The sequence below is a fragment of the Symbioplanes lichenis genome (assembly GCF_030709675.1).
Taxonomy (GTDB): Bacteria; Actinomycetota; Actinomycetes; order Mycobacteriales; family Micromonosporaceae; genus Actinoplanes; species Actinoplanes lichenis.
Window position 1 is genome coordinate 1 of sequence record NZ_JAUZQD010000028.1, and the last position, 13748, is coordinate 13748.

Annotated in this window: 11 protein-coding genes; 9 read left to right on the top strand and 2 right to left on the bottom strand. The window is 73.9% G+C overall.

Annotated features, from left to right (window positions below):
• Window positions 1-172: 172 nt before the first annotated feature.
• The gene (lysS, locus tag RAN62_RS39815; protein WP_305790076.1) at window positions 173-1924 is read left to right on the top strand and encodes a lysine--tRNA ligase; all 1752 of its coding nucleotides are present in this window, start codon (window positions 173-175) and stop codon (window positions 1922-1924) included.
• A gap of 129 nt (window positions 1925-2053) precedes the next feature.
• Here the strand turns inward: lysS and RAN62_RS39820 are convergent, their stop codons facing one another.
• The gene (locus RAN62_RS39820) at window positions 2054-3688 is read right to left on the bottom strand and encodes a sensor histidine kinase (protein WP_305790077.1); all 1635 of its coding nucleotides are present in this window, start codon (window positions 3686-3688) and stop codon (window positions 2054-2056) included.
• A 143-nt stretch (window positions 3689-3831) separates the two neighbouring features.
• Between RAN62_RS39820 and RAN62_RS39825 the strand changes: the two genes are divergently transcribed.
• From RAN62_RS39825 to RAN62_RS39860, 8 genes are all read left to right on the top strand, one after another.
• Window positions 3832-6051, top strand: a complete 2220-nt coding sequence (locus RAN62_RS39825) for a putative bifunctional diguanylate cyclase/phosphodiesterase (protein WP_305790078.1) — start codon at window positions 3832-3834, stop codon at window positions 6049-6051.
• A gap of 82 nt (window positions 6052-6133) precedes the next feature.
• A complete protein-coding gene (locus tag RAN62_RS39830) occupies window positions 6134-7174 on the top strand; it encodes a helix-hairpin-helix domain-containing protein (protein ID WP_305790079.1) in 1041 nt (346 codons plus the stop codon).
• Window positions 7175-7484: 310 nt separating this feature from the next.
• On the top strand, window positions 7485-8198 hold the full coding sequence (locus RAN62_RS39835; protein ID WP_305790080.1) for an energy-coupling factor ABC transporter permease: 714 nt from the start codon (window positions 7485-7487) through the stop codon (window positions 8196-8198).
• A complete protein-coding gene (locus RAN62_RS39840) occupies window positions 8195-8713 on the top strand; it encodes a PDGLE domain-containing protein (protein ID WP_305790081.1) in 519 nt (172 codons plus the stop codon). The genes RAN62_RS39835 and RAN62_RS39840 overlap by 4 nt, the downstream gene beginning before the upstream one ends.
• A gap of 125 nt (window positions 8714-8838) precedes the next feature.
• On the top strand, window positions 8839-9603 hold the full coding sequence (cbiQ, locus tag RAN62_RS39845; RefSeq protein ID WP_305790082.1) for a cobalt ECF transporter T component CbiQ: 765 nt from the start codon (window positions 8839-8841) through the stop codon (window positions 9601-9603).
• Window positions 9600-10340, top strand: coding sequence for an energy-coupling factor ABC transporter ATP-binding protein (locus RAN62_RS39850; protein WP_305790083.1), 741 nt, complete (start codon window positions 9600-9602; stop codon window positions 10338-10340). The genes cbiQ and RAN62_RS39850 overlap by 4 nt, the downstream gene beginning before the upstream one ends.
• 77 nt (window positions 10341-10417) lie before the next feature.
• Window positions 10418-12844 carry a class III lanthionine synthetase LanKC gene (lanKC, locus tag RAN62_RS39855; RefSeq protein WP_305790084.1) on the top strand — a complete coding sequence of 809 codons (2427 nt, stop codon included), beginning with the start codon at window positions 10418-10420 and terminating at the stop codon, window positions 12842-12844.
• 11 nt (window positions 12845-12855) lie between these two features.
• The gene (locus RAN62_RS39860; protein WP_305790085.1) at window positions 12856-12984 is read left to right on the top strand and encodes a SapB/AmfS family lanthipeptide; all 129 of its coding nucleotides are present in this window, start codon (window positions 12856-12858) and stop codon (window positions 12982-12984) included.
• Window positions 12985-12994: 10 nt separating this feature from the next.
• Here the strand turns inward: RAN62_RS39860 and RAN62_RS39865 are convergent, their stop codons facing one another.
• Window positions 12995-13678, bottom strand: coding sequence for an SGNH/GDSL hydrolase family protein (locus RAN62_RS39865; RefSeq protein WP_305790086.1), 684 nt, complete (start codon window positions 13676-13678; stop codon window positions 12995-12997).
• Between the last annotated feature and the right edge of the window lie 70 nt (window positions 13679-13748).

A 13748-nucleotide genomic window follows, 5' to 3' on the forward strand; every position in this document is an offset into this window, starting at 1 on the left:
ACGCCGGGCGGGCAGAGACGGTGCGGGGCCGTGCGGGGCCGGGCGGGCAGGGGCGGTGCGGGGCCGGACGGGGCCGTGCGGGCCGTGCGGGGCCGGGCGGGCAGGGGCGGTGCGGGGCCGTGCGCCGCGATCCGGGAAAATGGACGGCGCTGACGAGATGGAGTGGGAGATCGTGACAGAGAACGCAGGAGCCGTCGACTGGGTGAGCCGGTTCGCCGACGAGGTGATCGCCGAGGCCGAGCGGCGTTCGCCCGGCCAGCCCGTGGTGTGCGCGTCCGGGCTGAGCCCCTCGGGGCCGGTGCACCTGGGCAACCTGCGTGAGGTGATGACGCCGCACCTGGTCGCGGACGAGATCCGCCGGCGCGGGCACGAGGTCGTGCACATCATCTCGTGGGACGACTACGACCGGTTCCGCAAGGTGCCGGCGGGCATCGACCCGTCGTGGGCCGAGCACATCGGCAAGCCGCTGACCGCCGTGCCCGCCCCGCCCGGCAGCCGCTTCCCCAACTGGGCCGAGCACTTCAAGGCCGCGATGATCGACTCGCTGGCCGAGCTGGGCGTCGACTACCGGGGCATCAGCCAGACCGAGATGTACACGTCGGGCGCCTATCGGGAGCAGATCCTGCTCGCCATGCGCGAGCGTGCCCGGATCGACGCGGTGCTCGACCGCTATCGCACCAAGGGCCGGCCGGCGGGTGACGCCAAGCCGGGCGGCGGCAAGGGCAAGCAGAACCAGAAGCTCGACGAGGACGAGGCCGCCGCGGCAGCCGAGGCCGCCGAGGGCTCCGGCGCGGCCGCCGAGGACGACGGCGGCGCGGGGCAGGACTACTACCCCTACAAGCCCTACTGCGGCGAGTGCGGCAAGGACCTGACCACGGTCACGGCCTACGACGACGAGACCACGGCGCTGACCTATGTCTGCACGCTCGACGGCTTCACCGAGACGGTGCTGCTGAGCGAGTTCAACCGGGGCAAGCTGGTCTGGAAGGTCGACTGGCCGATGCGCTGGGCCTACGAGGGCGTGCACTTCGAGCCCTCCGGCGTCGACCACTCCTCCCCCGGCTCCTCCTTCGTCGTCGGCGGGCAGATCGTCACCGAGGTCTTCGGCGGCGCGCAGCCCATCGGCCCGATGTACGCCTTCGTCGGCATCAGCGGCATGGCCAAGATGTCGAGCTCCCGCGGCGCGGTGCCGACCCCGGCCGACGCCCTGGCCATCATGGAGGCGCCGCTGCTGCGCTGGATGTACGCCCGGCGCCGCCCCAACCAGTCCTTCAAGATCGCCTTCGACGCCGAGATCCAGCGCCTCTACGACGAGTGGGACGCGCTCACCGCGAAGATCGCCGCGGGCACCGCCGCCCCCGCCGACGAGGCCGCCCACGACCGCGCGGTGCGCACCGCCACCACCACGCTGCCGCTGACCCCGGTGCCGATCTCCTATCGCACGCTGGCCTCCATCGTCGACATCACGACCGGCCACGACGAGCAGACGCTGCGCATCCTGCGCGACATCGACCCGGAGCGGCCGGTCAGCGACCTGGCCGAGGTGCGCCCCCGGCTCGCCAAGGCGCAGACGTGGGTCCTCACCCAGCTCGCCCCCGAGGCGCGCACCCAGGTGCGCACCGAGCCGGACAAGGAGCTGCTGGAGACGCTCGACGACCAGCAGCGCGAGTCGCTGCGCCTGCTCGCCGCGGGCCTGGACGCGAACTGGTCGCTCGACGGCCTGACCACCCTGGTCTACGGCGTGCCGAAGACGATGGCGGGCCTGCCGGCCGACACCAAGCCGACGCAGGAGCTCAAGGTGGCCCAGCGCGCCTTCTTCGTGCTGATCTATCGCCTGCTGATCGGCAAGGAGACCGGCCCCCGCCTCCCCACCCTGCTGCTCGCCGTCGGTGCCCAGCGCATCCGCACCCTGATCGGCGCCTGACCGAGCGGAAGCCGTTGCCGCGCCGGTCACCCACCGGCGCGGCAACGACCCCGCGAAGAGCAGCGAAAGACGAAGAACGAACGACCCGAGCGACATGCCCCGAAACTAGGACCTCACGCTACGGCAGGTTCAAGCCGGCGAGCCCGGCCCGGCAACCGCCGACGAGCCCGGCCCAGCGACCGCCGACGAGCCCGGCCCAGCGACCGCCGACGAGCCGGACCCGGCGACCGCCGGCGACGCGCCCGACGGCGAGGCGACCGCCGGCAACGTGATGATGAAGAGCGCCCCGACCGGAACAGACGCGTCCAGCTCGATCGTCCCCCCGTGATACTCGACGATCTTCTTCACGATCGCGAGCCCGATGCCCGTACCCTCGTAAGCCTCACGCGGGTGCAGGCGCTGGAAGATGACGAAGACCTTGTCGGCGAACTCCGGCTCGATGCCGATCCCGTTGTCGCGTACCGTGATCTGCCAGGTGTCGCCGGAGCGCACCGCCCCGACGACGACCTCGGGCGGCACGTCCGGCCGGCGGAATTTGAGCGAGTTGCCGATCAGGTTGGCGAAGAGCGTGGTCAGCAGCGGCTCCTCGCCCTCGACGGTGGGCAGGTCCGCGGTCACGATCGAGGCGTCGCCCGAGTGCTGCGCGCGCACGACGCCGAGCACGTGGTTGAGGTCGACCTGCTTGAAGCCGGTGGTCAGGCGGCCGATGCGGGAGAAGGCCAGCAGGTCGTTGATCAGCCGCTGCATCCGGTCGGCGCCGTCGACGGCGAAGGCGATGTACTGGTCGGCGCGCGCGTCGAGCTGCCCCTGGTAGCGGCGCTGGAGCAGCTGGCAGAAGCTGGCCACCTTGCGCAGCGGCTCCTGCAGGTCGTGCGAGGCGACGTAGGCGAACTGCTCGAGGTCGCGGTTGGAGCGGGTCAGCTCGGCGGCCTTCGCGTCGAGCTCGGCCCGGGCCTGCTGCACCTCGCGCAGCTCGGCGGCGATCTTGCGGCGCATGGCGTCCACGTCGTCGGCGAGGCCGGCCAGCTCGGGCGCGCCCCGGCCGGTGATCGCCCGGTCGTAGTCGCCGGCCGCCACCGCCCGGATCTGCCGCGCGAGGGCCAGGACGGGCCGGCTGATCAGGCGGTCGAGCAGCAGCATGACCGCGATCGCGAAGACGAGCACGGCCGCCGCGGCGGTGATCTCGAGGGCGACGAGGGCACCGCCGGTGTTCTTGGCCGCCGACACGGCCGCGTCGCGCACGACGGAGATGCTGTCCTGCAGATCACCTACTGCCGCGCGTACGGCGTCGAACTGCGCGGTGCCGTCGGCGGCCGGCAGGGCCTGGCCCGCCGCGGTTCCCCCGGTGCGGACGGCGGCGATCACGGGCTCGGCGACCTCGGTGCGCCACGTCTCGGCCCGCGCGCGGACCTGGGCCAGGGCGGCGGTCACCGCGGTGTCGACCCGGCCGGTGCGGTTGAGGCGGTCGATCTGGTCCAGCAGGTCGGCTTCGGCCGCGCGCCCCCGCTCGTACGGGGAAAGGTTGTCGACCTTGCCGCTCAGCAGATAGCCGCGCATGCCGGTCTCCTGGTCGACGAACGCGGCGTCCAGGCTCTGCCCCGCGGTGCGCATCGGGCCCGTCTTGTTGGTGAGAACGTCGATGCGCTCGTTGCTGTCGGCGGCGATCACGGCGGCCACCACGCTCAGCGCCACCAGCAGCAGACTCAGGGCGGCACAGATGGCCATGACGCGGCTGCGCAGAGTCCACGAGCGGAAGCGCGGCATGCGGAGTCCTCCAGGCGACGGGCGGGCGCGCGGACCGCGCCGGTGCATGAGTATCCCTGGCCGCGCGGGCGCCGCCTCAGCGGGTGCTCAACCCAGGGTCAAGATCTGCTCAGGTACGCCCCCCGCGTGCCGATCCGTCGGACGTGCTGAGACTCGCCGACCGATGCTGGTGGATCTGGCCGGTGCTCGGCATCCTGGGCTGCGTCGGCTACACGATGCTGCCTGGCGCCGGTGCTCCGCTGCTGTCCGCCTCGACCGGCGTGCTGGCGGCCGCGCTGACCGTCGCCGGGGTGCGCCGCAACCGGCCGCCCGACCCCTTCGCGTGGCTCGTCTTCGCGGCCGGGCAGGTGACGTGGGCCTCCGGCGACCTCGTGTACGCGCTCAACCAGATGGCCGGCCGCTCCGCCTTCCCGTCCTGGGCCGACGCGTGTTACCTGGCGGCGTACCCCTTCTTCGCGGTGGCGCTCTTCCGCCTCGGCCGCGGCCGGCGCCCGAGCGCGGGACGCATCATCGACGCGGCCGTGACCTTCATCGGGCTCGGCCTGGTCTACTGGGTCTTCGTCGTGGGGCCGATTGCCGGCGACGGCACCCAGCCGGTGGCCCTGCGGCTGGTCATGATGGGCTACCTGACGACGAGCGTGATCCTCATCGCCGCCGTCGGCCCGATCCTCACCCGCACCCGGCACAGCGGCCCCAGCGGCTGGCTGCTCGCCGCGGGCTGCGTCGCCACGCTGCTGGGCAACCTGGTCACCAGCCTGGCGCCGGCGTCGATGACATGGGCGCTCCCCTGGGCGTACGCTATCTTCGTCCTCACCTATCTCTGCTGGGCCGGCGCCGCGCTGCACCCGTCGTCCGCCGCCCCGCACGACGCGCCCGAGCGCACCGGTCCCCACCGGCTGATCCTGCCCGCGACCGCGACGATGCTGGTCCCCGCGATCCTCTTCCTCGAGGCGGGCCGCGACCCGGACCACATCGACACGATCGCCGTCGGGGTCGGCTCGACGCTGCTGGTCATCCTGGTCATGGCCCGGCTGGCCGGCTTCGTGTCCCAGGTGCAGCGGCAGTCCCGGCAGCTCGAGGATCTCGCCCTGCGCGACACGCTCACCTTCCTGCCCAACCGCCGCGTCTTCGAGGAGCGCACCGCCGAGGCCGTCACAGCCGGGGTGCGGCCGCAGGTGGCGGTGCTGGACCTCAACGGCTTCAAGGACGTGAACGACCGGCTGGGCCACGCCGTGGGCGACCAGCTCCTCTCCGTGGTCGCCCGGCGGCTGGCCGGGTCCTTCGACGAGAACGGGCTGGTGGCGCGGCTGGGCGGGGACGAGTTCGCGGTGCTGCTGCCCGACGCGTCGCCGGAGGTCATGGCCGGCATCGCCGAGCGCATGACGGCCGCGCTGCGCCGCCCGATCGAGGCGGACGGGCACGAGCTGCTCGTCTCGGCCAGCATCGGCAGCGCCGACGGCACGGGCCTCACCGATCCGGTCGAGCTGCTGCGCCGGGCCGACCTCGCCATGTACGCGGCGAAGGGGGCCGGCGGGGCTCGTCACCGCGCGTACTCCGACGATCTCGACCGGTGCGCCGGCGAGGAGGCGAAGCTGGGCGCCGAGATCCGGACCGCGCTCGACACCGGCCAGTTCCAGGTCGTCTACCAGCCCATCGTGTCCCTGCCCGACGGGCGCGTGGTGTCCGTGGAGGCGCTCGTCCGCTGGCGGCACCCGGTACGCGGCTTCGTCAGCCCGGCCGAGTTCATCCCGGTGGCCGAGAACAACGGGCTCATCGTCGAGCTGGGCGAGTGGATCCTGCGGACCGCCTGTGCTCAGGCTGTCGCCTGGCGTCGCGACCTGGGGGACGCCGCGCCCGAGCGCATGTCCGTCAACGTCTCCGCCCGGCAGCTCGCCGAGCCGGGCTTCGCGGGCGTGGTCGCCGAGACCCTCGCCTGGACCGGCCTGGGCGCCGCCCAGCTGACCGTCGAGGTGACCGAGACCGCCGTCTTCGGCGGCGGCCAGACCGTCCAGGCCGTCAAGGACCTGCACGAGCTGGGCGTCAAGATCGCGCTCGACGATTTCGGTACGGGCCACTCGTCGCTCGGCCTTCTGCAGACCGTCCCGGTCGACATCCTCAAGGTGGACAAGTCGTTCGTCGACTCGATCACGATGGCGGGGCGGCACGCGGTCATCGCCACGGCGTTGATCCAGGTGAGCAACGGCCTGGGCCTGCAAGCCGTGGCCGAAGGGGTCGAGACCGCGGAGCAGGCCGCGGAGCTGCACCGCCTCGGCTATCGCCTGGCCCAGGGCTACCATTTCGGCCGTCCCGTGGCCGAACCGGACTTCGCCGCGGCCCGGGCCCGGGGAGCATTGACGCGCTGACCGGCGGTTCGTGACAGGGGCGCAGCGGCTCTCTTCTATGATGCGCGCTAATCACGCACCCTGAAGGCGCCGGAGGCTCCCCGTGTCAACCGTCATATCCCTGCTCGCCGGGCTCGTGGTCGGCGCGGCCGCCTCCTGGTTCATCTGGGGCCGCAAGAAGCCCGCCGCCGTCGAGACCGCGCCGTCGACCGGCTCGTCCTCGTCGAGCTCGTCGGACTCGCCCGTATCGCCGGCCCCGGCCTCGTCCGACCCGGCTTCGGTCTCGTCCGACCCGGCTCCGGTCTCGCCGGCCCCGGCCGCGTCGATCGGCACGCCGGCCGCCGAGCCCGCGCCGGCCGCGCCGCTCGAGGCCCCGGTCTCCCCCGCGCCGGAGTCCGCAACCCAGGACGCCGCCGCCGCTCCGCACGCCGTCACCGCGCTCGAGGACGAGCCGACCGCCGTGGTGCCCGGCCCGCGCGCGTCGTCCGAGGCGCCCGCGTTCGACGACGACGCGACCGTCGTCGTGCCCGCCTCCTCCCCCGCGGCCCCGGTCAACGGGTCCGAGCCGATCGCCGAAGCGGTCACCGAGCACATCCCGGCCGCCGAGTCCCCGGTCCCCACCGAGCCGGAGCCCGTCGCCACCGAGCACGTCGCCGAGCCTGTCGCCGCGCCGGAGCCCGTCGCGGTCGAGCCCGTCGCCGAGCCCGAGCCGATCGCCGAGGCCAAGCCGGAGCCGGTCCCGGTCGCCGTGGCCGCCGAGCCCGTGGCCGTCACCGCCGAGCCCGTCGCCCCCGAGCCGGTCTCCACGGTTGCGGCCGACGAGCCGACCGTCGTGATCCCGGCCCAGGCCGGCGCCGTCGACATCCCGGCCCAGGCCGCCGCCGTCGACGACGAGACCGTGCCGCCCGGGACGCCCGGCCCCACGCCGGCGCCGGTGCACGAGCCCGACGACCTCACGAAGATCGCCGGCATCGGCCCCAAGATGGCCATGGCGCTCGCGGCCGGCGGCATCACCACCTACGAGCAGCTGGGCGCGGCCGACGAGGCCACCATCCGCGCCGCCATCACGGCGGCCGGCATGCGGCTCGCCCCGAGCCTCGCCACCTGGCCCGAGCGCGCCCGCGCCCTCGCCGCCATCAGCTGAGAAACGCTGCACCACCTCTTCTCGAAGCCAAGCGAAGCCAAGCGAAGCCAAGCGAAGCCAAGCGAAGCCAAGCGAAGCCAAGCGAAGCAGGGCCGCCCCCGGGCAGCCCTGCTTCGTCCGTTTCCGGACTGGCACATCCCCGGGCAGTCCACCGCCCGCCACGCCCCGAACAAGCGAACATCAGGCGGCCGCCGGGCGACCGATTCCCCATTGATCGTGATGTGTGGGGTACGTCTCGCGCGACGTTGTTGCCACCGCTGTGCAACTGCTCCACTGACGCATATGCTCCGGGGAAACAGGGAGGCGCGGGATGGATACACAGGCGATGCACATCGCCAACGGGATCGTGGACGGGCCGGTCTCCGCCTTGTTCGCGGTCCTCGCGGCGCTCGGGCTGGGGGTCTGCGTGTGGCGCGCCCGGGCCGATCTGGACGACCGGCTGGCGCCCATGGCGGGGCTCGTGGCGGCGTTCATCTTCGCCGTGCAGATGCTCAACTTCCAGGTGCTGCCGGGCGTCTCCGGGCACCTGCTGGGCGGCGCGCTGGCCGTCGTGCTCGTGGGGCCCTGGGTCGGGGCGCTGTGCGTGGCGACCGTACTCATCGTGCAGTGCCTGCTCTTCGCCGACGGCGGCCTGACGGCGCTCGGTCTCAACATCACCAACATGGCCCTCATCGGTACGGCCGCCGGCTACCTGCTCGTCGCCCTGCTCATGAGGTTCCTGCCGAAGACCCCGGCCGGGGTGGGCGCCACGGCGTTCATCGCCTCCGTCCTCGGGGTCGTGCTCGCCTCCCAGGGCTTCGTCCTCGAATACTGGCTCGGCGGCACCACCGAGCTCTCCCTCGGCACGATCGCCGGCACGATGGCCGGGGTGCACACGCTGATCGGCATCGGCGAGGGCCTGATCGCCGCGACCACCGTCGCCACCGTCGCCCGCGTCCGGCCCGACCTGGTCTACGCGCTGCGCCGCTTCCGCACCGCACCCGTGGCCGCCCAGCCCGTCACCGTCTCCGGAGGTGCCGCATGAGCGCCGACGACCGCAACGCCCCGGCCGGCCGGACCGCGAAGGCGCACGGCACCGCCCGCACCCGGCTCGGCTGGTTCCTGGCCGGGGGCCTGCTCGTCGCCCTGCTGCTCGCCGGCGTGGTGAGCAGCTTCGCCTCGGGCAGCCCGGACGGCCTCGACGCGACCGCCCGCGAGGGCTGCACGTTCAACGCCGACGACGAGATCACCGGCGGCACGTGCATGGCCCAGCAGGAGCAGGACCACCAGCTGGCGGACAGCCCGCTCGCCGACTACGGCATCAAGGGCATCGACAACGAGTACGTCTCCACCGGGCTGGCCGGCGTCCTCGGCGTCCTCGTCACGTTCGCCATCGGCGGCGGCGTGTTCTGGCTGGCCCGCCGCCGCGGCACGACCGACGCCACGACCGGCGACGGCGGCGCAACGGTCGGCGCCGGCGCCGGCGCGGGCACGGGCACGGGCGGTAACGACCAGGCGATCCGCGACACCCCGGCCCCGGGGACCGGATCCACGGCGTGATGACGGGCACCCGACCGGCTCCGGCCACCGCACAAGCCCGCGACCTGGCCGGGACCCGGGGCACGGCCCCGGCCCGCGAGGCGGCCGGAGCCCGGGGCGTGGCCGGGAACAGAGGCGTGGGTTAGATGGGCGCCGGGCACGCGCATCCGCTGCATCTCGACCGGGCGAGCCCGGTCCACCGGCTCGCGCCCGAGGTGAAGATCGTCGCCACGCTGCTGTTCACGATCGTGGTGGTGGCGACGCCCCGGGAGGAGTTCGCGGCCTTCGGGGGCTATGCGCTGCTGCTCGCCGGCGTCGCCACGGCGGCCCGGGTCCCCGTGACGTGGCTGGCCAAGCGGGCGACGATCGAGCTCCCGTTCGTACTCCTCGCGGTGTTCCTGCCCTTCGCCGGGCACGGCGAGCGCACCGAGTGGCTGGGCCTGACGCTGTCGGTCGACGGGCTCCACGGCGCGTGGAACATCTTCGCCAAGGGCACGCTCGGTGTCGTGGCGTCGCTGCTGCTCGCGGCGAGCACGACCATGCGCGACCTGATCGTGGGGCTCGACCGGCTGCGCGTGCCGTCCGTGTTCACGCAGATCGCGACGTTCATGCTGCGCTATCTCGACATCCTCGCCGACGACGCGCGCCGGATGCGGATCGCCCGGCTGTCCCGGGGCTATGATCCGAGGTTCCTGTGGCAGGTCAAGGCGTTCGCGGTCAGCGTGGGCGCGCTGTTCCTGCGGGCTTACGAGCGAGGGGAACGGGTGTATCTCGCCATGGTGTCGCGGGGCTACCAGGGGCGGCTGCCGCTCGCCACGCAGAGCACGGCCACCGGCACGCAGTGGGCCCAGTCGGCCGCGCTCCCGGTCGCCGCGGCGGCCATCGGCGTGACGGCGGCGATGTTCTCGTGAGCCTGCGCGTCGAGGGGCTCACCTTCGCCTACCCGGACGGCAGCACCGCGCTGCGCGGCGTCGACCTGAGCCTGTCCGAGGGCGAGCGTGTCGCCCTCCTCGGCCCGAACGGCGCCGGCAAGACCACGCTCGTCCTGCATCTCAACGGCGTGCTGCACGGCGGCGCCGGCACGGTCGAGGTCGGCGGTCTGCGCGTCGACGCCGGCGACCGCGCCCGGCTGGCCGAGATCCGCCGCCGGGTCGGCCTCGTCTTCCAGGACCCGGACGACCAGCTCTTCATGCCCACGGTCGCCGAGGACGTCGCGTTCGGCCCGGCCAACCTGGGCCTGCGCGGCGCCGAGCTGGACGCCCGCGTCGACGAGGCCCTCGCGGCGGTCGGCATGGCGGCCCACCGCGACCAGGTGCCCCACCACCTGTCCTTCGGCCAGCGCCGCCGGGTGGCGGTCGCCACGGTCCTGGCCATGCGCCCCGAGCTGCTGGTGCTGGACGAGCCGTCGTCCAACCTGGACCCGGCGAGCCGCCGCGAGCTGGCCGAGATCCTCGAACGGCTGCCGGTGACGCTGCTCATGGTGACCCACGATCTGCCCTACGCGATGCAGCTCTGCCCCCGCTCGGTCATCCTCGACGACGGCCAGATCGTCGCCGACGGCAAGACCGCCGACATCCTGGCGGACGAGACCTTGCTGCACGAGCACCGGCTCGAGCTGCCCTTCGGGTTTCATCCGGTACGCCCGTAGCGCGCGTACACCCGTCGGGGTGATCATGGGCGCGCCGGGCCGGATCGGGGCGGACCGGCTCTGGTTGGCTCGGACCCGTGCACGACGACTACTGCCTTCCGGGGCGGCCGTTCTTCGACCGGGCCGACGGCGACGACGACTCCTTCGCCGCCGTGGCGCCCCGGCCGGGGCCGGAGTGGACGGTGCGCTCGCACGGCCCGTGGCGGATGCTGCACCGCGCCGGCACCGCGCTGCCCGAGCAGGGCTGGAAGGTCCACGTCGCCGCCACGCCCGGGAACGCGGCCCGGACCCTCGGCGTGGTGCACGACTTCTGCGCCGGGCGGCAGCTGACCTACAAGCACCTGCGCTCCCCGCGCGCCCTGCTCCACCGGAACGGCAAGTACGCGGCGCGCGGCACGAGCGGCAAGTTCGTCACGGTGTACCCGGCGGACGAGGAGGCGCTGGGCGACGTCCTGGACGCGCTCGGCCGCCGGCTGCACGGGAGCCCCGGCCCGTACATCCTGGGTGATCTCCGCATCGGGCCGGGACCGCTGCACGTGCGCTACGGCGGGTTCGTCCCGCTCGAGGTCGACGACGGCGGCCGGGCGACCCCCGCGATCCGCCGGCCCGACGGCGTGCTCGTGCCCGACCGGCGTACCGCGGCGTTCCACGTCCCGCCCTGGGTGACTCCCCCGGCCGTGCTGGCGCCGCACCTGGCCGCCCGTCGCCCCGCCGACCTGCCCTTCCGCATCACCGGCGCGCTGCACTTCTCCAACGGCGGCGGCGTCTACCACGCGTTGTCCGAGGGCGGGCGCCGGATTCTCGTCAAGGAGGCGCGGCCGCACGCCGGCCTCGACGGGCACGGTCGCGACGCCGTCGTCCGGCTGCGCCGCGAGCACGAAGCGCTGGTCGCGCTGGCCGGCATCCCGGGCCTGCCCGAGGTGCACGGCCTGCACGAGGCATGGGAGCACCTGTTCCTGGCCCGCGAGTTCCGCGACGGCATCCCGCTCGGCAAGTGGATGGCCCGCGCCTGCCCGCTCTACGACGACGCCACGCCGGACGCTTTGTCCCGGTACTACGGGCGCGCCGCCGGGCTGGCCGATCAGCTCGACCGGCTGCTGGCCCGGGTGCACGACCGGGGCTGGGTCTTCGGCGACCTGCACCCGCGCAACGTGCTGGTCGACGACCAGGATCGGATCTCGCTGATCGACGCCGAGGCGGCCTTCCCGGTGACCGAGGACACCGTGCCGGGACTCGGCGCACCGGGCTTCACGGCGCCGCCGGGCACGCGCGGATTCGACCTCGACCGCTACGCCCTCGCCGCCCTGCGCCTGTGGCTGCTCGTCCCGCTCGCGCCGATGCGGGAGATCGCCCCGGAGAGTACGGCCAAGCACCTCGACTGGGCCGCCGGCCGCTTCCCCGTCCCGCCCGCGACCGTGGCCCGCCTGCGCCGCGACCTGATGCGCTCCGGCCCCCGCCCACGCCCGCGTTCCGGTGAGACCGCCATCGGTGACCTCGTCCGGGCCATTCACGCGAGCGCCACCCCCGACCGGGCGGACCGGCTCTTCCCCGGCGACGTCGAGCAGTTCCGCAGCGGCGGGCTCGGCCTGGGCCACGGCGCCGCGGGTGTGCTCCACGCGCTGGCCGAGGCCGGCGACCCGCCCCGGCCCGAGTACGTCGACTGGCTGTGCCGCCGGGCCGCCGCCGAACCCGCCCGCCCCGGCCTGTGGACCGGCAGCCACGGCGTCGCCACGGTGCTCGACCGGCTCGGGCAGCCCGCCGCCGCCGACGCCCTGCTGGCCCGGTGCGATCGGCCGCCGAGCGGGATCAGCCTCGCCGACGGCGTGACCGGCGTCGCCCTCGCCCTGCTCACCCTGGCCCGGCGCCGCCGCACACCACTCGACGCTGTTCGCACGCTGGCCGGGACATTGACCACGCAACCCCCGGCGAGCACCGATGCCACGGGGTTGCTGCACGGCTGGAGCGGCCCGGCGCTGCTGTTCACCCGGTTGTACGAGGCGACCGGAGACGCGTCCTGGCTCGACCACGCCGAGACCGCACTCGGACGTGACCTGGCCCGCTGCGTCGCCACCCCGGACGGCGGGTTGCAGGTGCCGGACAAGGGGCGCGTTCTCCCGTACCTGGAATCGGGCAGTGCCGGGATCGCGGTCGCCGCCGCCGCACTGAGCGCGCACCGCCCGGTGGCCGCGCTGCCCGAGCTGCTCCGCGCGTGCCGGCCCTCGTTCGTCGTCTATCCGGGGCTGATGAACGGGCGCGCCGGCCTGATCGCCGCCCTCGCCGCGACCGATCCCGCCGCGGCGGCCGCCCACGTGCCCGGCCTCGACCTGCACGCCGTCCCGTACGGCGGGGGCACCGCCTGTCCGGGCGTCACCCTGCGCCGGCTCTCGATGGACCTGCACACCGGTACGGCCGGTGTCCTGCTCGCCCTGGCCCGGCTGGCCGCCCGCCCGGGCCCCACCGCAGCTCCCGGCGCCGATCCGCGCGTCCGGGCCGTCCCGATCTGAGGAGACACGACGTGGAAGACATCCTGGACCTGCAGCTGCTCGAGCCGGAGGAGACCGAGGCCGACGGCATGGAGTTCAGCCAGCTCAGCGTCGGCGCCGAATGCGGCATGAGCGGCCTGAGCCTGCTCGTCTGCGCCTGACCTGACGACGTCACCCCACCGATCGGCGGCGCATGGCGTCGTACCAGGCGTCGGCGATCTCACGGTAGCCGCGGTCGGTGGGGTGCACCTCGTCGCTCAGCTCCCGCCGGTCCATCGCCGCGTGCTGGTCGACATAGACCACGTTACGCAGCCCCGCGAGCACCCGGGGCAGCCGCGCGTTGAAGGCGTCGATCCGCTCGTCGACGGCCGTGTCCGTCGAGGCGACCAGCGACGACACGTACACGGTCACGCCCGGGTCCCGCCGCACGATCTCCGCGCACAGCGCCGCCAGCCGCTCCGGCGCCGTCGCCGACCGGTAGTCCTGGATCATGTCGTTGGTGCCGAGATGCATGACGACGACGTCCGGCCGGTACGTGGCCAGCCACTCGTCGGCGTGCGCCGCGATCTGATCGATCCGCCACCCCGGGTGCCCCTCATGATCGCGGTCCCGCAGCCGCCCCGAGCGCTGCGAGCCCACGAAGTCGACGTGCAGGCCGGCGTCCCGGGTCAGCCGCTCGTACAGCCGCCCGCGATACCCGTTGCCGTCGGTCGACCCGTACCCGTAGGTGATCGACGCCCCGAGCGGCATGATCCGCACCGGCTCGGCCGCCGCCGCGGGCCCGATCCCCGCCAGCGCCACGGCCGTGGCCACGACACTCACCCCGAGTACGGCCGTCCCGGCCCATCGCCCCATGCCCACGCCGTATGTCTATATCCCCCGGTCAAGCCCCGGATCGCCCGATCAGTCAGAGCCCGATTCACCT

Coding starts and splice junctions, on each gene's coding strand:
- RAN62_RS39820 (WP_305790077.1), bottom strand. CDS start 3,688: ATGCCGCGCTTCCGCTCGTGGACTCTGCGCAGCCGCGTCATGGCCATC.
- RAN62_RS39835 (WP_305790080.1), top strand. CDS start 7,485: ATGGATACACAGGCGATGCACATCGCCAACGGGATCGTGGACGGGCCG.
- RAN62_RS39840 (WP_305790081.1), top strand. CDS start 8,195: ATGAGCGCCGACGACCGCAACGCCCCGGCCGGCCGGACCGCGAAGGCG.
- cbiQ (WP_305790082.1), top strand. CDS start 8,839: ATGGGCGCCGGGCACGCGCATCCGCTGCATCTCGACCGGGCGAGCCCG.
- RAN62_RS39865 (WP_305790086.1), bottom strand. CDS start 13,678: ATGGGGCGATGGGCCGGGACGGCCGTACTCGGGGTGAGTGTCGTGGCC.